At 68.4% G+C, this 23,611-nt stretch carries 20 protein-coding genes; 12 read left to right on the top strand and 8 right to left on the bottom strand.

Annotation, left to right across the window (positions count from 1 at the left end; translation table 11 throughout):
• Positions 1–4 precede the first annotated feature (4 nt).
• Positions 5–1,189, bottom strand: a complete 1,185-nt coding sequence (locus tag CFB81_RS22960) for a M20 aminoacylase family protein (RefSeq protein WP_089436631.1) — start codon at positions 1,187–1,189, stop codon at positions 5–7.
• Between the two features lie 182 nt (positions 1,190–1,371).
• On the opposite strand from CFB81_RS22960, the gene CFB81_RS22955 reads away from it, so the two are divergent.
• Positions 1,372–2,274 carry a LysR substrate-binding domain-containing protein gene (locus CFB81_RS22955; RefSeq protein WP_050012778.1) on the top strand — a complete coding sequence of 301 codons (903 nt, stop codon included), beginning with the start codon at positions 1,372–1,374 and terminating at the stop codon, positions 2,272–2,274.
• A 173-nt stretch (positions 2,275–2,447) separates the two neighbouring features.
• A complete protein-coding gene (locus tag CFB81_RS22950) occupies positions 2,448–2,768 on the top strand; it encodes a pyrimidine/purine nucleoside phosphorylase (protein ID WP_069617951.1) in 321 nt (106 codons plus the stop codon).
• 98 nt (positions 2,769–2,866) lie between these two features.
• Here CFB81_RS22950 and CFB81_RS22945 read toward each other — a convergent pair whose 3' ends face one another.
• The 4 genes from CFB81_RS22945 to CFB81_RS22930 form a co-directional block, all read right to left on the bottom strand.
• Positions 2,867–3,199, bottom strand: a complete 333-nt coding sequence (locus CFB81_RS22945) for a hypothetical protein (protein ID WP_175883564.1) — start codon at positions 3,197–3,199, stop codon at positions 2,867–2,869.
• Between the two features lie 435 nt (positions 3,200–3,634).
• Positions 3,635–5,422 carry a chloride channel protein gene (locus CFB81_RS22940; RefSeq protein WP_089436630.1) on the bottom strand — a complete coding sequence of 596 codons (1,788 nt, stop codon included), beginning with the start codon at positions 5,420–5,422 and terminating at the stop codon, positions 3,635–3,637.
• A 14-nt stretch (positions 5,423–5,436) separates the two neighbouring features.
• Positions 5,437–5,850, bottom strand: a complete 414-nt coding sequence (locus tag CFB81_RS22935; protein ID WP_069618045.1) for a MarR family winged helix-turn-helix transcriptional regulator — start codon at positions 5,848–5,850, stop codon at positions 5,437–5,439.
• A gap of 123 nt (positions 5,851–5,973) precedes the next feature.
• Entirely contained in the window at positions 5,974–7,146 is a 1,173-nt protein-coding gene (locus tag CFB81_RS22930; protein ID WP_089436629.1) for an HPP family protein, read from the bottom strand.
• A 362-nt stretch (positions 7,147–7,508) separates the two neighbouring features.
• Here CFB81_RS22930 and CFB81_RS22925 point away from each other — a divergent pair, with 362 nt between their 5' ends.
• Positions 7,509–8,477 (top strand): LysR family transcriptional regulator, encoded by a 969-nt coding sequence (locus CFB81_RS22925; RefSeq protein WP_050012775.1) that lies wholly within the window; start codon positions 7,509–7,511, stop codon positions 8,475–8,477.
• A gap of 27 nt (positions 8,478–8,504) precedes the next feature.
• Here the strand turns inward: CFB81_RS22925 and CFB81_RS22920 are convergent, their stop codons facing one another.
• Positions 8,505–9,869, bottom strand: a complete 1,365-nt coding sequence (locus CFB81_RS22920) for an MFS transporter (RefSeq protein WP_089436628.1) — start codon at positions 9,867–9,869, stop codon at positions 8,505–8,507.
• A gap of 64 nt (positions 9,870–9,933) precedes the next feature.
• A complete protein-coding gene (locus CFB81_RS22915) occupies positions 9,934–10,872 on the bottom strand; it encodes a 2-hydroxyacid dehydrogenase (protein WP_089436627.1) in 939 nt (312 codons plus the stop codon).
• Positions 10,873–10,985: 113 nt separating this feature from the next.
• Here CFB81_RS22915 and CFB81_RS22910 point away from each other — a divergent pair, with 113 nt between their 5' ends.
• The 6 genes from CFB81_RS22910 to CFB81_RS22885 all read left to right on the top strand — a co-directional run bounded on the left by CFB81_RS22910 (position 10,986) and on the right by CFB81_RS22885 (position 18,059).
• On the top strand, positions 10,986–11,894 hold the full coding sequence (locus tag CFB81_RS22910; RefSeq protein WP_089436626.1) for a LysR substrate-binding domain-containing protein: 909 nt from the start codon (positions 10,986–10,988) through the stop codon (positions 11,892–11,894).
• A 279-nt stretch (positions 11,895–12,173) separates the two neighbouring features.
• Positions 12,174–13,205: a TRAP transporter substrate-binding protein gene (locus tag CFB81_RS22905; RefSeq protein ID WP_089436625.1), complete on the top strand. Its 1,032-nt coding sequence runs from the start codon at positions 12,174–12,176 to the stop codon at positions 13,203–13,205.
• Positions 13,206–13,208: 3 nt separating this feature from the next.
• Complete coding sequence (locus CFB81_RS22900; protein ID WP_089436624.1) at positions 13,209–15,095, top strand: TRAP transporter large permease subunit; 1,887 nt, start codon at positions 13,209–13,211, stop codon at positions 15,093–15,095.
• Positions 15,096–15,103: 8 nt separating this feature from the next.
• A complete protein-coding gene (locus tag CFB81_RS22895; RefSeq protein WP_069617944.1) occupies positions 15,104–16,186 on the top strand; it encodes a LacI family DNA-binding transcriptional regulator in 1,083 nt (360 codons plus the stop codon).
• Positions 16,183–17,205 carry a hydroxyacid dehydrogenase gene (locus tag CFB81_RS22890; RefSeq protein ID WP_089436623.1) on the top strand — a complete coding sequence of 341 codons (1,023 nt, stop codon included), beginning with the start codon at positions 16,183–16,185 and terminating at the stop codon, positions 17,203–17,205. Before CFB81_RS22895 ends, CFB81_RS22890 begins: the two co-directional genes overlap by 4 nt.
• Positions 17,202–18,059: an amidohydrolase gene (locus CFB81_RS22885; protein WP_089436622.1), complete on the top strand. Its 858-nt coding sequence runs from the start codon at positions 17,202–17,204 to the stop codon at positions 18,057–18,059. The genes CFB81_RS22890 and CFB81_RS22885 overlap by 4 nt, the downstream gene beginning before the upstream one ends.
• Positions 18,060–18,191: 132 nt before the next feature.
• Here CFB81_RS22885 and CFB81_RS22880 read toward each other — a convergent pair whose 3' ends face one another.
• The gene (locus CFB81_RS22880; protein WP_069617941.1) at positions 18,192–19,280 is read right to left on the bottom strand and encodes a calcium:proton antiporter; all 1,089 of its coding nucleotides are present in this window, start codon (positions 19,278–19,280) and stop codon (positions 18,192–18,194) included.
• Positions 19,281–19,820: 540 nt separating this feature from the next.
• Here CFB81_RS22880 and CFB81_RS22875 point away from each other — a divergent pair.
• The 3 genes from CFB81_RS22875 to CFB81_RS22865 are packed head-to-tail and all read left to right on the top strand — an operon-like array spanning position 19,821 to position 23,594.
• Positions 19,821–21,377 (top strand): 3-hydroxyacyl-CoA dehydrogenase, encoded by a 1,557-nt coding sequence (locus CFB81_RS22875; RefSeq protein WP_089436621.1) that lies wholly within the window; start codon positions 19,821–19,823, stop codon positions 21,375–21,377.
• Positions 21,378–21,432: 55 nt separating this feature from the next.
• On the top strand, positions 21,433–22,755 hold the full coding sequence (gene paaK / locus CFB81_RS22870) for a phenylacetate--CoA ligase PaaK (protein WP_089436620.1): 1,323 nt from the start codon (positions 21,433–21,435) through the stop codon (positions 22,753–22,755).
• 38 nt (positions 22,756–22,793) lie between these two features.
• The gene (locus CFB81_RS22865) at positions 22,794–23,594 is read left to right on the top strand and encodes an enoyl-CoA hydratase-related protein (protein WP_089436619.1); all 801 of its coding nucleotides are present in this window, start codon (positions 22,794–22,796) and stop codon (positions 23,592–23,594) included.
• Positions 23,595–23,611 lie beyond the last annotated feature (17 nt).

Below are 23,611 nucleotides of genomic sequence, written 5' to 3'. Positions count from 1 at the left end.
GCAGTCAGGCCGCGAGCCAGGCTTCGGCGACGCGGACCCAGTAGCTCGCGCCGATCGCGAGGATGTCGTCGTTGAAGTCGTAGCCGGGGTTGTGCACCATGCAGCCGCCCTTGCTCCCGATTCCGTTGCCGATGAATGCGTAGCAGCCGGGGCGCGCCTCGAGCATGAACGCGAAATCCTCGCTGCCCATCAGCGGCGCGGCTTCGGTTTCGACGCGTTCCGCGCCGAGCATCTGGCGCGCGACGTCGGCCGCGAACGCGGTCGGCTCCGCGTGATTGACGAGCACCGGATAGCCGTAGTCGTAGTCGACTTCCGCGGTGACGCCGAAGCTCTCCGCCTGGCCCTTCGCGAGTGCTTCGATGCGGCGCGCGAGCAGCGCGCGCACGTCGGCGTTCAGCGCGCGAACCGACAGTTTCATCACGACGGTTTCGGGAATGATGTTGAAGGTCTCGCCGGCCTGCACGCTGCCGACGGTGATCACCGCCGCATGCTGCGCATCGACCTCGCGTGCGACGATCGTCTGCAGCGCGACCATGATGCTGCCCGCGGCCGACATCGGATCGCGCGCGAAATGCGGCATCGCGCCGTGACCGCCGACGCCGCGCAGCGTGATCGTCACGCGGTCGGCCGACGCCATCGCGGCGCCGGTGCGGAACGCCATGTCGCCGGCCGCGTGGCCCGGCATGTTGTGGATCGCGAAGATCGCGTCGCACGGGAAACGGTCGAACAGGCCGTCGTCCATCATCGCCTTCGCGCCGCCGAAGTTTTCCTCGGCGGGCTGGAAGATCAGGTTCAGCGTGCCGGAGAACCGGCGCGTGGCCGCGAGGTGGCGCGCCGCGCACAGCAGCATCGCGGTGTGGCCGTCATGGCCGCATGCATGCATCTTGTTCGCATGGCGGCTTGCGTACGGCAGGCCCGTGGTTTCCGTGAGCGGCAGCGCGTCCATGTCGGCGCGCAGCCCGACCGTGCGCGCGCCTTGCCCTTCGCGCAGCACGCCGACTACGCCCGTCTTGCCGATGCCGCGATGCACGTCGTAGCCCCAGCCGGTGAGCAGTTCGGCGACGAGATCGCTCGTGCGCGTTTCTTCGAATGCGAGTTCGGGATGGGCGTGGATGCGGCGGCGCACCTCGACGAGCTCGGGGGCGATCGCGGCGATGCCGGGGATGACGGGGTTCACGGCGTGCAGCATGGTCTCTCCAGTGGGGCGGGTGGGTCGTTTGACGCGCATATGACGACCAAGCATATAAATTTCTTTTGCGTACCAGAAGCTGCTAAATTGCTTTGGTGCACACCGTCGGTTGCCGCTCGGGAATACCCTGAACCATTGCGCGGCACGGCGCACGGGGTTTCCACGGATCACGCATTGCCGCCATGAAATACCATCAGCTGAAAGCGTTCGTCACCGCCGCGGAGGAAGGGAGCATTCGCGCGGCCGCGCGGCGGCTGAACGTATCGCCGGCCGCGCTGACGAAGGCGGTCAAGGAACTGGAGATCGCGCTCGGCGTATCGCTCGTCGTGCGCACAGCGCGCGGCGTGCAGCTCACCGCGTTCGGCCAGCAACTGCAGGTGCGTGCGCGGCTGATCGTCGCCGAAATGCAGCGCGCCCGCGACGACATCGAGCAGGCACAGGGCGCGATGACGGGTTCCGTCGCGGCGGCGATCACGCCGGCGGCGGCGGTGACGATCCTGCCCGACGCATTCCGTGCGTTCCGGCGCCGCTTTCCGGTGGCGCGCGTCAATCTGGTCGAAGGGTTTCCGGGCGTTGCGCTGCCGCGCCTGCACGACGGTTCGCTCGATTTCGCGGTGGCCGTCGTCGTGCCGGAACTGCTGGCGGCCGAGTTCGATCACGCGGAACTCTATGCGAGCCGCTCGCTGATCGTCGCGCGCAAAGGGCATCCGCTCGCGTCGGCCACGTCGCTTGCCGATCTCGTCGAGGCCGACTGGTTGATGAATCCGTCGCCGGAAAGCTCCACGCAGGTGTTGTTCAACTCGTTCGTCGCGTACGGGCTGCCGGTGCCGGCGCGTGTCGTCGAGTGCCCGAGCTTCGGTCTCGCGCACAGCCTGATGACCGGTTGCGACCTGATCGCGTCGATGCCCGAGCAATTGCTGCAAGGCGAGTGGGCGCGCGATCAGCTGGCGGTGCTGCCGATCCGCGAGCGCTTGCCGGGCGTATCGGTGCAGGTCGTCACGCGCCGCGACAGCCCGCTGACGCCGGCCGCGGCGATGCTGCTCGATTGCCTGCGCGATTCCGCGCGGCGCAAGGGATTAAGGTGAGCGCGCGCCCCGCAAGGATCACGTAGTGATCCTGACGATCATGGGGCAGGCATGCGCCGGCCGCGCGCCATTCGAGCGCATCTTGCGCGAGCCGGTATCATAGCGGCCGGCCCGCCGCTCCGGCCGGCCTTCAACCACACCGCCATTCGGCATCCAGCAATCAGAGGCATCCCATGACCAGTGCAACCCAATTCGACAACGTATCGGTCGTCAAGCGCGCGAACGTCTATTTCGACGGCAAGTGCGTGTCGCATACCGTGCTCTTCCCGGACGGCACGCGCAAGACGCTCGGCGTGATCCTGCCGTGCGCGCTCAACTTCGGCACGGATGCGCCCGAATTGATGGAAGTGCAGGCCGGCAAGTGCCGCGTGAAGCTCGACGGCAGCAGCGAATGGCAGGCCTATGGCGCCGGCGAATCGTTCTCGGTGCCGGGCAAGAGCCGCTTCGACATCGAAGTGCTCGAGACGCTCGATTACGTCTGCAGCTATCTGTAACGCGCTTCCCGCGCAGCAAAGAAAAAGCCCCGCGGAAGCGGGGCTGGTCGCAAGCGGATGGCGCAAGGCCATCCGAAGCGCCTGTTCTCGTTACTGCGTTACAGGCAGGCGTTGATGTCGCCGGCGGACGCTGCGTCGCCGCGCACGCCGACCCACGTTTTCGCACCCGGCTTCAACGACGGACGAACCATCGCGGCGGCGCCATTCGGCGGCTGCTGGCCCGGTGCGTACACGTCGGTCGCGAGGCCGTTGGCCAGCACGTTCTGCGAGATCACCTGTTGTTGCGACTTGTCGGCCCAGGTCTTGGCGATGCACGCCGACACGTCGGGCGCGTCTTTCTGGCTTTGTCCCACGTTCTGCACGGCAGGTTCGGCGGCATGAGCAGAAATTGCCACGGTCAATGCGATGAGCGGTAAGTATTTCACGTTCACGTTATCTCCCTCGAGTCGTGATTGATTGAGTGGGATGCGCAGCAGTGCTGCGTGCAAGTGAGATTCCATCCTGCAAGCACGGTTCCGACCATTCCGAAACAAGTTGTTAACGCGCTTGCCAAATGGCGGCTCGGATGCTGCGCAGGTTGCTGCGGTGCGGCATGCGTCGTGTACGGCTCGACGTCATGCGTGGCGCGGTCCGCGCGCTGCCCGATCGTGGTGTGGTGAAGTGACGGCCGCGGCTGGCGGGATGTCTGTGCATCCCGCGCCGCGACGCTTTATCTGATGACGAAGTGGAATGGCTGATGGATGGCCCCGTCGCATGAGCACCATGATGACAAACTTTCGTCTGCCGAATTGTTAACCAACTTTAAACGAAGGAAGGCGGCGGGGAAGCGATGCGCGGCCGGGCGAATGCCGCGCATGCGTGTTGTATCAGCCGGCCTTGCGCGAACCGACGTCGCGCAGGTTGACCGGGACGACCGGACGGAAGCGCTCGCGCTTCTGTTCGTCGTCGACGTGCTGGAGCGCCGGCTTGATCAGGTCGCTGCGAGACACGATGCCCGTGATGCGCAGCGATTGCTCGTCGGCGACCACCGGCAGGCGTTCGAGGCCGAGCATCGCGAGGCGCGACGCGACGACGCGGCACGTTTCGTGCGCCAGCGCGACGGCCGGTGCGCGGTTGGTGAACACATCCGAGATCGGCGTGTCGGCACCGGCCTGTGCCCGCTGCGCGTCGAGCGTCGCGCGATCGACGAGGCCGAGCAGGCGGCCGTGCTGGACGACCGGATACGCGCGGTGCGTCTGCTTCGCGCCGAAGTATTGCGCTTCGACGGTATCGAGCGTCGCTGCGCCGTCGATCGCGACGAGCCGATCGGCCGACGTCATCACTTCGCCGACGTCATGCCGTTCGAGCGGATCGACGCCGTATTCGCGATAGATGTGGTAACCGCGGCGGGCGATCTTTTCCGTCATGATCGAGCGCTTCATCACGATGGTCGCGAACCCGTGCGCGACGAGCGTCGCCGCAAGCAGCGGCAGCAGCGCATTGGCGTCGTGCGTGAGGCCGAACGCGAACACGATCGCGGTGAGCGGGGCGCCGAGCGTCGCGCCGAGCGTCGCGGCCATGCACACGAGCGGCCACAGCGCCGGATCGCCGCCCGGCAACACCGGCGACAGCACGGTGCCGAGGCCGGCGCCGAGCATCAGCAGCGGGGCGAGCACACCGCCCGAGGTGCCCGAGCCGAGCGCGATCACCCACATCACGGCCTTCACGATCAGCAGCGCGAGCGCGATCTTCAGCGCGATGTGCTGGTGCAGCAGGTCGCCGATCACATCGTAGCCGACGCCGAGCGCGCGCGGTTCGAGCCAGCCGCCGACGCCGATCACGATCGCGCCGAGCGCCGGCCACCACATCCAGTGCACGGGCAGCTTCGCGAATGCGTCTTCGACGCGGTAGAGCGCCGCCGACAGGCCGCACGCGAGCATGCCCGACAGCAGGCCCGCGACGAGGCACGACAGCAGCGCGGCGGAGGTCGGCGCGGCCGTCGTCAGCGGAAACAGCGGATCGACGCCGAAGAACATCGCGCGTGCGAAGCCCGCCACCGCGCATGCGAGCGCGACCGGCAGGAAACTGCGCGGACGCCATTCGAACAGCAGCAGTTCGACCGCGAGCAGCACGGCGGCCACCGGCGTGCCGAATACGGCCGTCATGCCGGCCGCCGCACCGGCGACGAGCAGCGTCTTGCGCTCGGCGGCGGTCACGTGCACGCATTGCGCGATTAGCGAGCCGAGCGCGCCGCCCGTCATGATGATCGGGCCTTCGGCGCCGAACGGGCCGCCGCTGCCGATCACGACGCCGGACGACAACGGCTTGAGGATCGCGACCTTCGGCGACATCCGGCTCTTGCCGAACAGGATCGCCTCGATCGCTTCCGGAATGCCGTGGCCGCGGATCTTCTCCGAACCGAAACGCGCCATCAACCCGACGATCAGCCCGCCGATCACCGGGACCACGATCACCCATGCGCCGAGCGTGTTGTTCGCGGGCGAATGGTCGGCGAACGACAGTTGCTGGAAGAAGAACAGGTTCGTGAACAGGCGGATCAGGCTCAGCAGCACGCACGCGGCGAGCGTGCCGAGCAGGCCGATCACGGCGGCAAGCAATGCGATCCTGGGCAGGCGTTCGTTGGTCGAGAAATCGCGTTTGTGTGGTGCGTTCATCGGAGTGGCGAGGGTCAGTAATCGATCTGGGGAACCTGGAACGTGCCCTTGAGCGACTTCAGTTCGGCACGATGCATGGCCGCGAGACGGGCAAGCAGCGTTTCGCCGGCCGGCTCGAGGTGGACTTCGACCTGGCGGCGGTCGGCTTCGCTCGGCTTGCGCTTCACGAGCCCGAGCGCTTCGCAGCGCGTCACCAGCGCCACGACGCCGTGGTGCTGCGCCTGCAGGCGCTCCGCGAGTTCGCCGATGGTCGCCCATTCGCGATGCGGATAGCCCTTGATGTGCAGCAGCAGCAGGTATTGCAGCGGCGTCACGCCTTCGCTTTGCGCGGCGCGTTCGGAAAAGCGCTCGAAGCGGCGCATCTGGTAGCGGAACTCGGACAGTTGCTGGAAATCGCTTTTCGTCAGTGCGCGTCGGGTATCGGTCATCGAAGTCATTCGGGCAGTCGGTTACGGTGGCGATTAATATATCACAACATGATATAAATGGCCGGAATATGGCGGAATGACTGCATCCTGCGTTCATCCGGCGGCTACATGGCGTGATGCGCGCTACGCGGCTTCGAGCATTTGGGTCCGCTGATAAAGGCCCGTGACGAGATCCGTCTGCGTAATGATGCCGACGAGCCGGCGTGATGCATCGACGACCGGAATATGGTGGTGGCCCGAATGCGTGAACAGCGGCACGAGCGCCGTGATCGGCATCGTTTCCTGCACCGACGCGACGTCGCGCGTCATCACGGACGCGACGCTCGCGGGCTGGCCGCCGAACGATTGCGGCAGCCGCGCGCACAGGCGCTGCCACAGCGGGGCCGGATGGCGCGACTGGCGCGTGAGGTCGGCGCGCGTGACGATGCCGGCCAGGCGGCCTTCGCCGTCCACCACCGGCAGCGCCTTCACGCGGTGGCGGTCGAGCAGCGTGAGCGCGGCCGTGACCGACGTGGACGGCGCGACCTCGATCGCATGCTTCGTCATCAGGTCGGCGCACTTCAACTGGCCGAACGTGCGCGTATAAGCCTGCATTTCGGTTTCGCGCAGCAGCGTTTCGAGATCGTCCGGATCGACGTCGAGCCATTCGCTGCGGCGCTTCAGTACCGCATCGAGGTCGCCGCGCGTGAAGTCGCCGCGCGCGAGTGCGGCACCCGCCTGCGGTTTCGCTTCGGGACGCACGCCGCCGTGCGGGTAGCGGTGCCCGGTCAGCGCGTGGTAGAGGAGCGCGGCCGACAGCAGGATCGCCGATTGCAGCGCGATCGGCTGCAGCACGAAACCGAAGCCGAGCGAATGAATCGCCGGGCCGCCGACCACGGCGGTGAGCGCGACGGCGCCCGACGGCGGGTGCACGCAGCGCAGTGCGAACATGCCGCCGATCGCACAGGCGATCGCGACCGCGGCGGCCGTGATCGGATCGGCGATCCATTGCGCGCACGCGACGCCGACAGTCGCCGCGACGAGGTTGCCGCCGACGATCGACCAGGGCTGCGCGAGCGGGCTCGCCGGCACCGCGAACAGCAGCACGGCCGACGCACCCATCGGCGCGACGAGCAGCGGCACGAGGCCCGGCACGCCGGGCAGCAGCCGCATCGCGACGCCGACCGTCGCAATCCCCACGAGCGCGCCGGTGCACGCGCGCAGGCGCTCGCGCCAGCCGAGTGTCATCGGATGGGGAATGAAGCTGTGCAGCCATTGCCGCAGCGTGCGGCGCGACGGGGAGGAGCCTGGCGACATGGGTGATGAGCGGTCAAAAGGACGGCGCGTGGGTGCGGCGACAAGCGTTGAATTATATCGTGTTGTGATACAAATTGCCGCGCCGCATCACGCCGGTGTACGCGCACGACGCACGCGACTTGCAAAATCCTTTCATCGAATGAGAGCTTGCGCGCGCATAGCCGCGCAAATTTGTCTGCAGCGGCGTACAATTCGGCGCAGTCAATTCCCCCGTCATGCCAGAACCCCCGACCTCGATGCCCGCTCTCCCGCCTCCTCCCCGGCACGGTGATCGATTCGACGTGGTTCGCGGCCGCGTTCCGTTGCCCCTCTGACGCGAGCACCGCCGACGCCTCCCCACTGACTCTTCCCAAGCCAATTCAATGGACATGCTCGAAAACATGCGCCTGTTCGTGCGCGTTGTCGAAGCCGGCAGTTTTACTGCAGTCGCGAAGGAAATCGACGCGACCACCGCGCAGGTATCGCGCGCGGTCTCGAACCTCGAAGCCCACGTACAGACGCGCCTGCTGCATCGCACGACCCGCCACCTCGGCCTGACCGAAAGCGGCGAGCGCTATTTCGAGCGCGCGAAATCGATCCTCGCGGAACTCGACTACGCGAACGCGGAGGCGCGCAACGCGCTGCTGCGGCCGAGCGGCAAGATGCGCATCCATGCGATGACGGGGCTCGGGCAGAGTCATGTCGTGTCGTCGATCGTGCGCTACCAGGCGGACAACCCCGACGTGTCGGTCGAGCTGACGCTCGCGCAGCGGATGCCGAATCTGGTCGAAGAGGGCTATGACGTGTCGATCGTGACCGCGTCGCAGTTGCCCGATTCCGGCTATGTCGCGCAGACCTGCGGCACGAGTTGCAGCGTGCTGGTCGCGTCGCGCGAATACCTGGCGCGACACGGCACGCCGCAGACGCCCGACGAGCTGCCGAACCACGTGTGTCTGCGCCTCGACACGCCCGCGTCGCCGGCCGGCGAATGGCGGCTCGAACGCAGCGACGGCGAGGAGACCGTCTACGCGCTGCAGCCGGCGCCGTTCCAGGTCAACGTGCCGGATGCGCTGTGCGTCGCGGTGCGTGCCGGACGCGGGATCGCGTGCGTGGCGCTGTATACGGTGCTCGACGATATCCGCGAAGGGCGGCTGATCCGCGTGCTGCCCGAATACCGGCTGCAGACGGTGAGCGTCTATGCCGTCTACGCGACGCGCCGTTATCTCGATGCGAAGATCCGCACCTTCCTCGATCACCTGCGCACGACGCTCACGCCCGCGCTGGAGAACGATCTGCGCGAACTCGACCGGCTGACGACCGAGCACGCGCCAGCCGGCCGCCAGCGCGCGTAACGGTGCGCCGGCGCACGGCCGCGGCGTTCATGCGGCCGGCGCGATGCGGATCCGCTCGAAGCGGCCCGCGAGCCACGTGTACGCGGCAATGCCGATGAGCCCGTGCGCGGCGACGAACCATAACGCGCCGGCGAACGAACCCGTGCTGGCGACGAAGTAGCCGATCACGAGCGGCGTGACGATCCCGGCGATATTGCCGAGACCGTTGAAGACGCCGCCGCTCAGCCCGACCATGCCTTCCGGCGCCGTGTCGGCGAGCACGGCCCAGCCGACCGCCGCGAGTCCCTTGCCGAAGAACGCGATCGTCATCAGCGCGATCACGACCGCGTTCGACGATGCGCCGTTCGCGAGCACGAGCAGCGTCGCCATCGCCATCCCCGCGACGAACGGCGTCTTGCGCGCCCGTGACGGATGCATGCCGCGCCGGATCAGCCAGTCCGACAGCAGGCCGCCGAGCACGCCGCCCGTGAAGCCGCAGATCGCCGGCAGCGCGGCGACCCAGCCGGCTTCCATGATGGTCATCCCGCGCCCCTTGATCAGATAGATCGGGAACCACGTGATGAAGAAGTAGGTGAGGGCCGTGATGCAGTACTGGCCGATGTAGATCGCCCACAGGTTCCGGTGGCGGAACAGTTGCGACATGTCGCGCCACGACGCGCGCGGCCGTTCGCGCATGCGGTTCGCTTCAAGATCGACGAGTGCGCCGTGGGCGCGCAGGTAGTCGCGCTCCGCGTCGGTCATGCGCGGGTGGCCATGCGGCTCGCGATACCACGCGAACCACAGCGCGGCGAGCGCGATGCCGAGCAGCCCCATCCACAGGAATACGTGTTCCCAGCCGAGCGCATGCGTGAGCCACGCCATCACCGGCGTGAACAGCACGACGGCCATGTATTGCGCGGAATTGAACAGCGCGGATGCGGTGCCGCGTTCGGCCGTCGGGAACCAGCAGGCGACGATCCGCGAATTGGCCGGAAACGCCGGCGACTCGACGAGACCGAGCATGAAGCGCATCACGAACAGCGCGAGCGTCGCGGCCGCGCCGTGCACGGCGAACCCGCCGACCGTGCCTTGCAACATCGTGAATATCGACCACAGCAGCAGGCTCAGACCGTACACGCGCCGCGCGCCGAAGCGATCGAGCAGCCAGCCGCCCGGAACCTGGCCGATCGCATAGGCCCACGCGAACGCCGAAAAGACGATGCCGAGTTGGACGGGCGTGAGTCCGAGGTCGTGCGCGACGCCGGTGCCGGCGATCGACATCGTCGCGCGGTCCGCATAATTGATGACGGTGACCGCGAAAATCAGCGCGAGGACCGCATAACGGACGCGGCCGATCGTGCGCGACGCGGCGGGCGATGCGGCGAGCGCAGCGCCGCTGGATCGATTGGACATGCGTGTCTCCTGGCCTCCGTCGTGCGGAGGCATCCGGTGTTGTAACGGAAGACTGGCGCCACGCTCAGCGCGTGACGCTGGTCGGCGGGCGCTGGCCCGCGAAGCACGCGGCGAGGTTCGCGAGCACGATGCGCCCCATTTGCTTCCGCGTCTCATGCGTGGCGCTCGCGCGGTGCGGCTGCACGACGACGCGATCGAGTTCGAGCAGCGCGGCCGGCACATGCGGTTCGTTCGCGAACACGTCGAGCCCGGCGCCGGCGATCGTGCCGTCGTACAGCGCGCGCACGAGCGCGGCTTCGTCGATCAGCTTGCCGCGCGCGACATTGATCAGGAATCCTTTCGGGCCGAGCGCGGCGAGCACGTCGGCCGTCACCAGCACATTGCCGTGATCGGCCGAGGCCGCGATCACGAGCACGTCGCTGTCGCGCGCGAGCGCGGCGAGGTCGGGCACGAAGCGATAGCCGCTGTCGCGATGCTCGCGCGGGCCGAAGTAACTGACGGGCATCCGGAACGCCTGCGCGCGCCGCGCGATCGCGCGCCCGACGCGGCCGAGTCCGACGATGCCGAGCCGCTTGCCCGTGACCTGCGTCGCGAGCGGCTGGGCCGTCTTGCCCCAGCGGCCGGCGCGCACGATCCGCTCGCCGGCGCCGAGGTCGCGCAGCGTCATCAGGATCAGCCCCAGCGCCATGTCGGCGACGTCGTCGGTCAGCACGTCGGGGGTGGTCGTCACGTGGATGCCGCGCGCCCGCGCGCGGTCGAGATCGACCGCGTCGGTGCCGATGCCGCTGATCGCGATGATCTCGAGCGCGGCGAGCCGGTCCATCAGCGCGGCGGACAGGCCGTTCGCGCCGCCGGTCACGACGCCGCGAATGCGCGGCGCCACGCGATCGAGCAGCGCGTCCGGCTCCTCGGCCGCATACAGTCGATGCACGGTGTAACGGGCGGACAGTTCGGCGTCGATGGTGTCGGGGAGCGGCTGCGTCAGCAGGATATCGATGGTCATGAAGGTCTCGGTCGTCGTGCGCGACGTGGGCCGCGCATCCGGTGGAACCGAGTATAGAAATCGCATCGATATCGGTCTAACATCAAAAGACTATCGATTGATTCAAGATTTGAATGATTGAACTGCACCAGCTTCGCTGCTTCGTCGCGGTTGCCGAGGAACTGCATTTCGGCCGAGCGGCCAGGCGGCTCTTCATGACCCAGCCGCCGCTCAGCCGGCAAATCCAGTTGCTCGAGCATGCGCTCGGCATCGCGCTGCTCGAGCGCAGCAGCCGGCAGGTCAGCCTGACCGCGGCCGGCGAACGGTTCCTGCGCGACGCGCGGCACATCCTCGAATTCTCCGCGCGCGCCGAGCAGGCCGCGCAGCGCGTCGCGCACGGCGGGGCCGGGCGCATCACGCTCGGTTTCACGGCCGTCAGTGCGTACCGGATGATCCCGGTGCTGCTCGCGCATGCCGCGCATGCGTTGCCGGACGTCGACGTCGAACTGCGCGAAATGGTGTCGACCGTGCAGATCGACGCGCTCGCGTCGCGGATGCTCGACGCGGGTTTCGTCCGCCAGCGCGCCGCGCGCCAGCCGCTCGAATACCGGCTCGTGCAGCGCGAACCGATGCTCGTCGCGGTCGCGGAAGGCGCGCCGCTCGCGGCCTACGCGCAGATCGGCCCCGACGAGCTCGACCGGCAGCCGTTCATCGCGTATTCGCCGAACGAGGGCAAGTATTTCCACGACATGATCTCCGGGATGTTCGCAGGCGCCGGGCGGCTGCCGAACTACCTGCACTACGTCGGCCAGACGCATACGATCCTCGGCCTCGTGCGCGCGGGGCTCGGCGCGGCGCTGGTGCCCGCGTCGGCGCGCGAGCTTCATGTGGACGGCGTGGTGTTCCGGCCGCTGGCGGGCGCGAACGTGGCGGCCGAGTTGTATCTCGCATGGCGCGCGGACAACGACAATCCGGCGCTGCCGGTGTTCAACGCGATGGTCGAGCGGTTTCTGACCGGCAACCCGGACGACGCGGGCGTTTAGCGGCGCTTGCCTGCATGAGCGAAGCGTCCTTGCGCGCCGAAAAGTCTGTCGTCTGATGATTCGGCCCATCGGTGTCGGTCGTTTCGCCGACGGCTGAAACACGTGAGAAACAGTGATTTTTCATCCGGATTTGGCAAGAAACAAATCCACGTACTCCTCGTCATTTCATCCTGGACAGGGGAAACCCTCATTTTTCTCTCATCGGTCGTCGTATTACTGTATCGATACACTAAATCGATACAGTTGCGTCGCGAGACGCACTCGCAAAGGAGACGGCTCATGAGTACCTATACCCGGCGGCGCTTTCTGCAGACGCTGTCCGCCGCTACGCTCGCGACCGCTGGCGGCTTGCCGGAAGCCGTGCGCGCGCAGCAGCCGGTCGTCACGCTGCGCTGCTCGTCGTCGATGCCGGCCGACCAGAACGCCGCGCACTACGTGTGGTACCAGCGTCTCGTCGCGAACCTGAAGGCGAGCGTGGGCGATGCGATTCGGGTCGACTACTTTCCGAACAGCCAGCTCGGCAAGGAAAGCGATGTCGTGCAGCAGGTCAAGATCGGCGCGATCGACATGATGATCGCGGGTTCGTCGATCTGGGCCACGATCGCACCGGAGCTCGGGATGCTCGATCTCGGCTACCTGTTCGACAGCTACGCGCACGTCGCGAAGGCGCTCGACGGCCCGGTCGGCACGAGCCTGAACGCGCTGCTGCAAAAGCGCGCGGGATGCTCGGTGCTGACCTGGGGCTCGCATTTCGGCGGGCGCTGCGTGTTTACGAAGCAGCCGGTGACGGCGCTGCCCGGGCTGAAGGGGACGAAGCTGCGCGTGCTGCCGACGCCCGCGTTCATGGATACCTTCAAGGCGATGGGCGCGGTGCCGACGCCGATCCCGTTCGGCGAGCTGTACATGGCCGTGCAGACGGGCGTCGTCGACGGTCTCGAACACGATCCCGCCACGGTGCTCGCGAGTCGCTTCGACGAGATCGTGAAGTCGTGCTGGCAATCGCAACACGTGTTCGCGGCGATGACCGTCGTGATGGGGCGGCGTGCGCTCGACCGGATTCCGGCCAATCTGCGGCCGGCCTTCGACCGCGCGGTGGCCGACGCAACCGTGCAGCAGCGCGCGATTGCCGCGCAGAAGGCCGCGCAGGCGGAGCAGGCGCTGAAGCAGCGCGGCATGTCGTTTCACCCGCTGGCCGATGGCGAGCGCGCGGCGCTGCGGCAGACGATGCACGACCGCCTGTATGTGGCGTTCGCGAAGCAGTATCCGGCCACCGCGCCGCTCTTTCCGGCGATCGCCGCCGCGCGGGGTTGAGCGATGGACATGCATTCCGTCTCGGGCGCCGCGCCGGCGCCCGCCGCAGGCCGGCCGGCGCATCGCGCCGCCCGCGTGCTGGATGCGGTGCTGCGCGGGATCGAGATCCTGTCGGCCGCGGTGCTCGCCGTCGACGTGCTCGTCGTGTTCGTGTCGGTCGTGTTCCGCTATTTCCTGCACGACCCGGTCGACTGGGCCGAGGAAGTGGCGAGCGCGCTGATGATCGTGCTGGTGTTCTTCGGCGCGGCGACGGTGCTCGGGCGCAGCCAGCATGTCGGCATCGACGTGTTTCGCGGCCTGCTGCCGGCACGCTGGCAGGGCGCGTTGATCCAGGTCGGCCACTGGATCGTGGCGGCCGTTGCGCTGAACCTGCTGGTGTCGTCGTGCCAGTTGCTCGCGGATTCGTACGACCAGATGACGACGGGCGGCTTGCCGGGCTGGATCAACGGGTATCCGATGATGTTCGGCGCACTGTTCATGACGGTATTCGCGCTCGCCAATGCGCTGAACGCGCCGCGCCGCCGGGTGATCCGCACGTTCGCGTGCTGTGCGGCGCTCGCGGCCGCCATATACGGCTGGAACGCGCTGTGGCCCGCGCATGCGGTCGCGCCCGGCGCGCTGCTCGTCGCGGGCTTCGTCGGCGGGCTGGTGCTCGGCGTGCCGATCGGGTTCGTGCTGGCGTTTTCGGCGTTGCTGTATTTCCTCGCGGATCCGACGCTGCCGCTGCTCGTCTACTCGCAACAGGTGATGGCCGGGGCCGATCACTTCGTCCTGCTCGCGGTGCCGTTCTTCGTGCTGGCGGGGCTGCTGATGGAGTCCAACGGGATGTCGGCGCGGCTCGTCGAACTGCTGCTGCGGATGTTCGGACGCGTGCGGGGCGGGCTCGGCCTGATCGTGATCTTCGCGACGGCCTGCTTTTCCGGCGTGTCGGGCTCGAAACTGGCCGATATCGCGGCGGTGGGCGGCGTCGTGATGCCGGCCGTGCGCCGCGCGCGGCAGGACCCGAACGAAACCGCCGCGCTGCTCGCGTGCAGCGCGGTGATGGCCGAGACGATTCCGCCGTGCGTGAACATGATCATCATGGGCTTCGTCGCGAACATCTCGATCGCCGGGCTGTTCGTCGCGGGGATCGTGCCGGCGGCCGTGCTCGCCGCGTCGCTCGCGGTCGTGACGGTGGTCACCGGGCGCAAGATCGACGTGGCCGAGGTATTCGGCGAGCGTCGCGCGTGGCTGCCGCTCGCGGGCGGCGCGCTCGTCGCGCTGGTCATGGTCGCGATGATCGGCAAGGGCGTGACGTCGGGGGTCGCGACGTCGACCGAAGTGTCCGCGTTCGCGGTGGTCTATGCACTCGTCGTGGGCTGGCTCGCGTTCCGCGAACTGACGTGGCGCTCGGTCGGCCGCGTATTCGTGCGCGCCGCGTCGATGGCGAGCGGCATCCTGTTCATCGTGGCCGCGGCGTCGAGCGTGTCGTTCGCGCTGTCGATCGAGCAGATTCCAGCCCTCGTCTCGGGCACAATGACGGCGTTTGCCCATCAGTACGGCGCGACGATGTTCCTGCTGCTGTCGGCGCTGCTGATGATCGTGTTCGGCGCCGTGCTCGAAGGCGCACCCGCGCTGATCATCTTCGGGCCGCTGCTCGCGCCGATCGCGCTGCAGCTCGGCATCGATCCGCTGCATTTCGGCACGGTCGTGGTGGTGGCGATGGGGTTCGGGCTGTTCGCGCCGCCGGTCGGGCTCGGGCTGTTCACGACGTGCGCGATCACGGGCACCGAGGTCGGGCGCGTGGCCCGGCCGATGGTGAAATATCTGCTGGTGCTGTTCGCTGCCCTCGTGGCGCTGATCTTCGCACCGGCGTTTTCGTTGTGGCTGCCGGCCCATTTCGGCCTGTAGCCCGTTCCATGCAAGACGACATGAGTACGATTCAGGACGTGGCCCGTCATGCGGCCGTTTCGGTCAGCACGGTTTCGAACGTGCTCAACGGACGCACCGACCAGATGAAGCCGGAAACGCTCGAACGCGTGAAGGCGGCGATGGATGCGCTGCAGTACCGGCCGAGCACGCTCGCGCGCCAGCTCAAGACGGGGCAGACGCCGCTCGTCGGGCTGCTGGTGCCGTCGATGGCGAACCCGATGTACGGCTACATCGCACGTGAGGTCGAGGCCTGCGCGCAGGAACGGTATGGTCATCGCGTGCTGATCGGCAACACGTACCGCGATGCGCGAAAGGAGGCGTCGTTCTTCGACGATCTCTACGCGCATGGCGTGCGGCGCGTGATCGTGATCTCGTCGCTCGCCGACGAAAGCCACCTCGAGCGCGCGGCCGAACGCGGGATGACGGTCGTCAGCTACGACCGTCGCGCGACGCCCGGCGAGCAATCGAAGGTCGATCACGTGACGGCCGACAACGAGGCGGCCGCGCGGCTCGCGACGCGCCGCCTCGTCGATGCAGGCCATACGCGGCTCGCGTTCGCGACCGTGGCCGGCATCACCGTGAGCCGCAGCGACAAGATCCGCGGGTTTCTCGCCGTGGCGAGCGAGGCGGGCGGCGCCACGCAGGCCCGCGTGCTCGACGGCGGCCCCGCGAACGAATACGGCGACTCGGTGATCGTCGACGTCGGGCGTGCGCTCGGCGTCGAGCTCGCGGCCGATCCGGCGCGGCCGACCGGCATCGTCGCGGTCAACGACCTGTTCGCGCTCGGCCTGATGGCCGGGCTGCGCGACGGCGGGCTGCGGGTGCCGGACGATGTGTCCGTCATCGGGATGGACGGTCATTTCCTGGCGGCGATCTCGTGCCCGGCGCTGACCACGGTGCAACTGCCGGTCACTGAAATGGCGGGCGAGATGGTGCGGCGCGTGATGCGGCAGGAGGGCGACGTGCCGTCCGCCCCCGGGCAATGCGTGTTCGCTGACGTGACGCTCGTCGAGCGCGCATCGGTGGCGCCGCCGCCGGATGCGGCCGGTACGAGCGGAGGTCGCGCATGACGCGCGTCTACGTCACGCATCCGACCGGGATGATCGACCACTACTTCGGCGCCAGGGCGTTGCGCGCGCTGGGCGCGCTCGCGGACGTCACCTGCAACCCGCACGATCGCGAACTCGGCACGGACGAACTGATTGCCGCCGCGCAGGGATGCGACGCGATCATCGCGTACCGGCAGACCCCCGCGCCTCGCGAACTGTTCGCGGGGCTGCCCGCACTCGCCGCGTTCCTGCGTTGCGCGGTCGACATCCGCACGATCGACGTCGCCGCGGCGAGCGCGTTCGGCGTACTGGTCACGCAGGCGAGCCCCGGCTTCGGGCCGGCCGTCGCCGAGTGGGTCGTCGGCGCGATGATCGACCTCGCGCGCGGGATCGGCGGTTACGCGGATGCATACCATCGTGGCGCGCCGCCGGTGCCCCGGATGGGACGCGAGCTGCGCGGCAGCACGCTCGGCCTGATCGGCTACGGGCAGATCGCGCGTCATCTCGCACCGATCGCGACGGCGCTCGGGATGCGCGTGCTCGTCAGCGATCCTTACGTGCGGGTCGACTCGCCGCCGCTTGAACAGGTCGATTCCGCAACGTTGCTGCGCGATGCGGATTACGTCGTCTGTCTTGCGCCGGCCACGCCGGCCACCGCGAACCTGATCGATGCGGCGGCATTCGCCGCGATGAAGCCGGGCGCGTATTTCATCAATGCGTCGCGCGGCGAACTCGTCGACGAGCAGGCGCTTGCAGACGCGCTCGACGGCGGCCGGCTCGCCGGCTGCGCGCTCGACGTCGGTCGCGCGGCGGACCAGATGCCGTCCCCCATGCTTGCCGCGCATCCGCGCGTCATCGCGACCCCGCACATCGGCGGGTTGACGCTGCCGGCGATCGAACATCAGGCGCTGGAGACGGTCGACCAGCTTGCCGCGCTGCTCGACGGACGTGTGCCGAACGGCGCGATCAACGCCGCGCAGGCGACGCGACTCGCGCGCTGGCGCAGGTCGAGCGCATCCGTCGGCCAGGGCCTGCAATGACGCGCGACGGGGCGGGCAGCAGGCGGTTCCCGGATGCGTGCGATTGCCATATCCATATCTACGACGATGCGTATCCGCTCGCGCCGACGGCGACGTTTCGGCCGCCCCATGCGCCGGTGGATGCATATCGGCGCATGCAGCGGGCGCTCGGCCTCACGCGTGTGGTCGTCGTGCAGCCGACCGGCTATGGCTTCGACAACCGCTGCACGCTCGACGCATTGGCCGCGTTCGGCCCGCAGGCGCGTGGCGTCGCGACGTTGCCGATCGACGTGCCGGACGCCGAGCTGGAACGTCTGCATGCCGCCGGCATGCGCGGCGTGCGGTTCATGATGCTGGCGGGCGGCACCGCGCAATGGGGCGATCTGGAGCGGATGGCCGCGCGGATCGCGCCGCTCGACTGGCATATCGACCTGCAGTTCGACGGTCGCACGCTGTGCGATATCGAACCCGCGCTATCGCGGCTGCCGGCGCGCGTGGTGATCGATCACACGGGCAAATTCCTGACGCCCGTCGCACCGGATGCGCCGTCCTTCCTCGCACTGCGACGCCTGCTCGATCGCGGCCACGCATGGGTGAAGCTGTCCGCGCCGTACGAGACGTCGCGATCCGGCGCGCCGGGCTACGACGACGTCGCGCGTCTTGCCGCCGTGCTCGCGCGCGGCCATTCGGCGCGCTGCGTGTGGGGCAGCAACTGGCCGCACCCGAATGCATCGCCGGTGCCCGACGATGCGCGCCTGCTCGGCTGGCTGCGCGATTGCGCGGCCGACCATGCGACGGCTCGCGCAATCCTGGTCGACAACGCAGCTGCACTCTACGGATTCCACACCGATAAGCGGCGCGATGACGCGACTTGACGCGCTGTCGATCCGGACGCATTTTGCGATTGCGGCCCGGTGACGGCGGCGCGAAGCGAAGGAGGTGGAAGGACTGGAAGACATGCACGCGGCCCGGCGGAGAGCATCCGCCCGGCCGCGTGCATCGGGACGTCAATGCGTGAACGACAGGAACAGATAAGCGGCGAACAGCGCGACGTGCACGACGCCATGCAGCACCGTCGTGCGCCCCTGGCTCAGCGTGAGCGTGCTGACCAGCAGCGTGAGCGCCAGCAGGACCGTTTCCATCGCGCCGATCCCGAGCGTGAGCGGCTGGCCGACCCAGATGAATACGGCGGCGACGGTCGGGATCGTGAGCCCGATGCTCGCGAGCGCCGAACCGAGCGCGAGGTTCATGCTGGTCTGCAGGCGGTTCGCACGCGCGGCGGTGACGGCGGCGAGCCCTTCCGGCAGCAGCACGAGCGCGGCGATCACGATACCGACCGCGGCTTCGGGCGCGCCGAGCTTCAGCACTGCATGCTCGACGGCCGGCGACAGCAGCTTTGCGAGCAGCACGACGGCGACGAGGCTCGCGAACAGCAGCACCATGCTGATGATCGCGGTGCGGTTGCTCGGCGCCGCCGCGTGCACCGCTTCGTCCGCGCTGTCGTGTGCGGCGAGGAAGTAGTCGCGGTGGCGCACGGTCTGCACGAACACGAACGCGCCGTACAGCACGAGCGACGCCACACCGGCGAACGCGAGCTGCGATTTCGAGAAGAACGGGCCCGGTGCGGCGCTCAGGTAGTTCGGCATCACGAGCGACAGCACCGACAGCGACGCAAGCACCGCGAGCGCCTTGCTCGCGCCGCGCCCCTGGAAATCCTGTTCGCCGTGCTTCCATGCGCCGACCAGCAGGCAGATGCCGACGATGCCGTTACAGATGATCATCACGGCGGCGTACACGGTGTCGCGGGCGAGACCCGACTTCTCGGGGCCCGCGCCGAGCATCACCGACACGATCAGCGCGACCTCGATGACGGTCACGGCGACCGCGAGCACCAGCGTGCCGAACGGTTCGCCGACGCGGTGCGCGACGACTTCCGCATGGTGGACGGCGGCGAACACGGCGCCGGCGAGCGCGGCGGCGAACACCGCGATGGCGAGGCCTTCGGCCGGCACGACGCGCGACAGCGCGAGTACCAGCCACGCGGCAAGCGGGGCCCAGAGGGTCCAGCGCGGGAGCTGGTTGGACGAGAGCGGCATGAGGGATTCCTTATGCGAGTGGCGGCGCGCGACGCGCCGTCACGGGTTGACGAAGCCCGGCCGTACTATCCGCCGAACGAGGACGATGAAACCGATGGGTGGCGGCACGCGGCGGTGCCGCCCTGGGTTCGCTGCCGCGAGGCGGCGACGGCGCGGGCGGGCCGAAGCCCGTCGCGGGATGAAACGATTCGATGCGGTTGCCCGCTGACAGCGAGACGAGCAACACGTGGCGACGCGCGGGCCGGGCTCGATTCGCCCCCGAAAAGGGAGCGATGGACGGCGGTGATGGCGCGGCACATGTCTCCCCTGGAATCCGGCAATTTGTCGAATTTTATCAGGCGATCGGGGGTCGCTATCTCATATTCGAATCATTACATTGACCTTTCTGTTTACAAAAAGTGCCCCGACCTGCCGATTTTTTGTCGTTGCAGCTTCCGTAACGGTGTCTTGCACCCCACATTCGGGCTCGCCCTGACATAAACATACCGACCGGTCGGTTTATAATCGCTCGCATTTCCACTTCATGACGGATCGCAAGCGATGGCTGTTTTCTCTGCACATTCGGTGAACTCGGGCGCGCTGGCGCCGTCGGCCGTCGTCGGCGTGATCGGCGCCGGCGCGATGGGGGCGGGCATTGCACAGGTCGCGGCCGCGGCCGGCCATCCGGTGCTGCTGTACGACCTGAACGAAGCGGCCTGCGACAAGGCGCTGGCCGGTATCCGCGCGCAGTTCGCGCGGCTCGCGGAGAAGGGCCGGCTCGAACCGGCGCAGGCCGACGCGGCCGGCAACCGAATTCGCGCGGTGCGCGCGCTGGCCGACTTCGCGGGCGCCGCGCTGATCGTGGAGGCGGCGGCCGAACGGCTCGATGTGAAGCGCGAGATCTTCGCGACCCTCGAACGTCATGTCGACGACGCATGTGTGCTGGCGACCAACACGTCGTCGATCTCGATCACGTCGATCGCGGCCGGGCTGCGCGTGCAGCAACGCGTCGCCGGCCTGCATTTCTTCAACCCGGCGCCGCTGATGGCGCTCGTCGAGGTGGTCAGCGGGCTCGCGACCGCGCCCGAGGTCGCGCAGATGCTGCATGCGACCGCCGCCGCGTGGGGCAAGCAACCGGTGATGGCGAAATCGACACCGGGCTTCATCGTAAACCGCGTCGCGCGGCCGTATTACGCGGAGGCGCTGCGCGTGCTGAACGAGCAGGGCGGCACGCCGGCCACGATCGACGCGGTGATGCGCGAAGCCGGCGGGTTCCGGATGGGGCCGTTCGAGCTGATGGACCTGATCGGTCACGACGTGAATTTCGCGGTGACCGAGTCGGTGTTCCGCGCGTACTTCAACGATCCGCGCTACACGCCGTCGCTGATCCAGCAGGAGCTCGTGAACGCGGGCTTTCTCGGGCGCAAGTCCGGGCGCGGGTTCTACTCGTATGCGGACGGCGCGACGCCGCCCGCTCCCGATCTCGAACCTGCGCGCACCGCGCCGGCCGACGTCGTGCTGTTTGCGCAGGACGGCCCGGCCGCCGCGCTGCATGCGCGCTTCGTCGAACGCACCGCGAACGCGCGGCGCCACGACGCGCATGCCGACGAACTGCTCGCCGTGGCCGGCCGCGCGTCGATCGCGCTGACCGACGGCCGTACGGCGACCGCGCGCGCCGCCCAGACGGGCGTGGCGGATCTCGTGCTCGTCGACCTCGCGCGCGATTACGCGCAGGCCGGGCTCGTCGCGCTGACGCGCGCGCTCCAGTGCAGCGACGCCGCTTACGCGGACGCGGTCGGCCTGTTCCAGCAGGCGGGCTTTCGCGTCGTCGGCGTCGCGGATGTGCCCGGGATGGTCGCGATGCGCACCGTCGCGATGCTCGCGAACGAGGCGGCCGACACGGTGAACCAGGGCGTGTGCTCGCCGGCCGATCTCGATCTCGCGATGGAGAAGGGCGTGAACTACCCGTGCGGCCCGCTCGCGTGGGCCGATGCGATCGGGATCGGCCGCGTGCATCGCGTGCTGTCGAACCTGGCGGCGAGCTACGGCGAGGACCGCTATCGCGTGTCGCCGCGCCTCGCCGCGCTGCATGCGGCCGGCCGCACGTTCCGGTCATGACCGCTTCGTCACTTCGAACACGACAACGACATCACTCCATTGGAGGAGCACCCCGATGACTCACCCGACGCATCCCGCCGCCGCCCTCGAGCCGATCGAGACCGCCAGCCGCGACGAACTGCAGGCGCTGCAGCTCGACCGCCTCAAGTGGTCGCTGCGCCACGCGTACGACAACGTCCCGCACTATCGGCGTACGTTCGAGGCGGCGGGTGTGCATCCGGACGATCTGAAGTCGCTCGCCGATCTCGCGAAATTCCCGTTCTCGACCAAGACCGACCTGCGCGACAACTATCCGTTCGGCCTCTTCGCGGTGCCGCGCGAGCAGGTCGTGCGCGTGCACGCGTCGAGCGGCACGACCGGCAAGCCGACCGTGGTCGGCTACACTGCGCGCGACATCGACACGTGGGCGAACGTGACCGCGCGCTCGATCCGCGCGGCCGGCGGCCGCCCGGGCGATACGCTGCACAACGCGTTCGGCTACGGCCTGTTTACCGGCGGTCTCGGGATTCACTACGGCGCGGAGCGGCTCGGCTGCATGGTCGTGCCGATGTCCGGCGGGCAGACCGAGAAGCAGGTGCAGCTGATTCGCGATTTCGAGCCGAAGATCATCCTCGTCACGCCGTCGTACATGCTGAACCTGATCGACGAGATGGTGCGGCAGGGGATGGACCCGGCCGAATCGTCGCTGAAGATCGGCATCTTCGGCGCCGAGCCGTGGACGCAGGCGCTGCGCAACGAAGTCGAGACGCGCGTGGGCATCGACGCGCTCGACATCTACGGGCTGTCGGAAGTGATGGGCCCGGGCGTCGCGTGCGAATGCGTCGAGACGAAGGACGGCCCGGTGATCTGGGAGGACCATTTCTACCCGGAGATCATCGATCCCGTCACCGGCGAAGTGCTGCCCGACGGCAGTGAGGGCGAGCTCGTGTTCACGTCGCTGACGAAGGAGGCGATGCCGGTGATCCGCTACCGCACGCGCGACCTCACCGCGCTGCTGCCGCCGACCGCGCGCGCGATGCGCCGGCTCGCGAAGATCACCGGCCGCTCCGACGACATGCTGATCGTGCGCGGCGTGAACGTGTTCCCGAGCCAGATCGAGGAGATCGTCGTCGCGCTGCCGCAGTTGTCGGGCCAGTTCCAGATCACGCTGTCGCGCGACGGTCACATGGACCGGCTCGACCTCGCGGTCGAGCTGCGCTCCGAGGCGGCGGCGTCCGTCACCGACGGCGATCGCGCGGCACTCGCGCGCGAGCTGCAGCACCGGATCAAGACGATGGTCGGCGTGTCGTCCGGCGTGACGGTGCTGGCGGCCGGCGGTATTCCCGCGAGCGCGACCGGGAAGGCGCGACGCGTGATCGATCGCCGCCAGGCTGCCTGATTTCGATGTGTGCAGTTCTACCCGAGGAAACCTGTTCGATGGATGAATTGAAGACCCTGGCCGTCACGGTCGATGCGCGCGGCATCGCGACCGTCGCGCTGCAGCGCGGCGACGTGCTGAACGCGTTCGACGAGACGATGATCGCGGAACTCACCGACGCATTCACGACGCTCGGCCGGCGCGAAGACGTACGCGCGATCGTGCTGCGTTCGGATGGCCGCGCATTCTGCGCGGGCGCCGACCTGCAGTGGATGCAGCGCGCGAGCGCGAACGACGCGGCCGCGAACCTGCGTGACGCCGAGCGGTTCGCTGCGATGATGCGCGCGATCCGGCAATGCCCGAAACCGACGGTCGCACGCGTGCAGGGCCACGCGTTCGGCGGCGGCGTGGGCCTGTGCGCGGCGTGCGACATCGTGATCGCGAGCGACCACGCGCGCTTTTCGGTGAGCGAAGCGCGCTTCGGGATCCTGCCGGCCGTGATCGGCCCGTATCTGGTCGAGGCGGTCGGCCAGCGCCAGGCGCGCCGGCTTGCGTTGACCGCGACGCAGTTCGCGGCCGCCGAAGCCGTCGCGATCGGCCTGATCCATCAGGCCGTGCCGCTCGATGCGCTCGACGACGCGCTCGACCGGACGCTCGCGGAACTGGGCCGCAACGGCCCGCACGCGCTGATGGAGATCAAGCGCTTTTTCGATGCGATCGGCGAGTACCCGCCGTCGGACGAACGCGCGGCGTTCACCGCGCAGACGATCTCCCGCGTGCGGGCGACGCCGGAAGCGAAGGAGGGTTTCGCGGCCTTCTTCGCGAAGCGGCCGCCGGCGTGGGAGCCGGGCGCCGAATAAGGCTGCGCGACGAACGT

It is taken from the genome of Burkholderia sp. AU28863, from assembly GCF_002223195.1.
Taxonomy (GTDB): domain Bacteria; phylum Pseudomonadota; class Gammaproteobacteria; order Burkholderiales; family Burkholderiaceae; genus Burkholderia; species Burkholderia sola.
Note: the sequence above shows the minus strand (reverse complement) of the source record. Positions and strands in the feature narration are given on the sequence as shown.

Excerpts from the sequence above, each read along its gene's own strand:
- CFB81_RS22875 (WP_089436621.1), top strand. The coding sequence starts at position 19,821 with ATGGCTGTTTTCTCTGCACATTCGGTGAACTCGGGCGCGCTGGCGCCG.
- CFB81_RS22885 (WP_089436622.1), top strand. The coding sequence starts at position 17,202 with ATGACGCGCGACGGGGCGGGCAGCAGGCGGTTCCCGGATGCGTGCGAT.
- CFB81_RS22900 (WP_089436624.1), top strand. The coding sequence starts at position 13,209 with ATGGACATGCATTCCGTCTCGGGCGCCGCGCCGGCGCCCGCCGCAGGC.
- CFB81_RS22960 (WP_089436631.1), bottom strand. The coding sequence starts at position 1,189 with ATGCTGCACGCCGTGAACCCCGTCATCCCCGGCATCGCCGCGATCGCC.
- CFB81_RS22955 (WP_050012778.1), top strand. The coding sequence starts at position 1,372 with ATGAAATACCATCAGCTGAAAGCGTTCGTCACCGCCGCGGAGGAAGGG.
- CFB81_RS22905 (WP_089436625.1), top strand. The coding sequence starts at position 12,174 with ATGAGTACCTATACCCGGCGGCGCTTTCTGCAGACGCTGTCCGCCGCT.
- paaK (WP_089436620.1), top strand. The coding sequence starts at position 21,433 with ATGACTCACCCGACGCATCCCGCCGCCGCCCTCGAGCCGATCGAGACC.
- CFB81_RS22950 (WP_069617951.1), top strand. The coding sequence starts at position 2,448 with ATGACCAGTGCAACCCAATTCGACAACGTATCGGTCGTCAAGCGCGCG.
- CFB81_RS22865 (WP_089436619.1), top strand. The coding sequence starts at position 22,794 with ATGGATGAATTGAAGACCCTGGCCGTCACGGTCGATGCGCGCGGCATC.
- CFB81_RS22940 (WP_089436630.1), bottom strand. The coding sequence starts at position 5,422 with ATGAACGCACCACACAAACGCGATTTCTCGACCAACGAACGCCTGCCC.
- CFB81_RS22915 (WP_089436627.1), bottom strand. The coding sequence starts at position 10,872 with ATGACCATCGATATCCTGCTGACGCAGCCGCTCCCCGACACCATCGAC.
- CFB81_RS22910 (WP_089436626.1), top strand. The coding sequence starts at position 10,986 with ATGATTGAACTGCACCAGCTTCGCTGCTTCGTCGCGGTTGCCGAGGAA.
- CFB81_RS22925 (WP_050012775.1), top strand. The coding sequence starts at position 7,509 with ATGGACATGCTCGAAAACATGCGCCTGTTCGTGCGCGTTGTCGAAGCC.
- CFB81_RS22890 (WP_089436623.1), top strand. The coding sequence starts at position 16,183 with ATGACGCGCGTCTACGTCACGCATCCGACCGGGATGATCGACCACTAC.
- CFB81_RS22920 (WP_089436628.1), bottom strand. The coding sequence starts at position 9,869 with ATGTCCAATCGATCCAGCGGCGCTGCGCTCGCCGCATCGCCCGCCGCG.
- CFB81_RS22935 (WP_069618045.1), bottom strand. The coding sequence starts at position 5,850 with ATGACCGATACCCGACGCGCACTGACGAAAAGCGATTTCCAGCAACTG.
- CFB81_RS22895 (WP_069617944.1), top strand. The coding sequence starts at position 15,104 with ATGCAAGACGACATGAGTACGATTCAGGACGTGGCCCGTCATGCGGCC.
- CFB81_RS22880 (WP_069617941.1), bottom strand. The coding sequence starts at position 19,280 with ATGCCGCTCTCGTCCAACCAGCTCCCGCGCTGGACCCTCTGGGCCCCG.
- CFB81_RS22930 (WP_089436629.1), bottom strand. The coding sequence starts at position 7,146 with ATGTCGCCAGGCTCCTCCCCGTCGCGCCGCACGCTGCGGCAATGGCTG.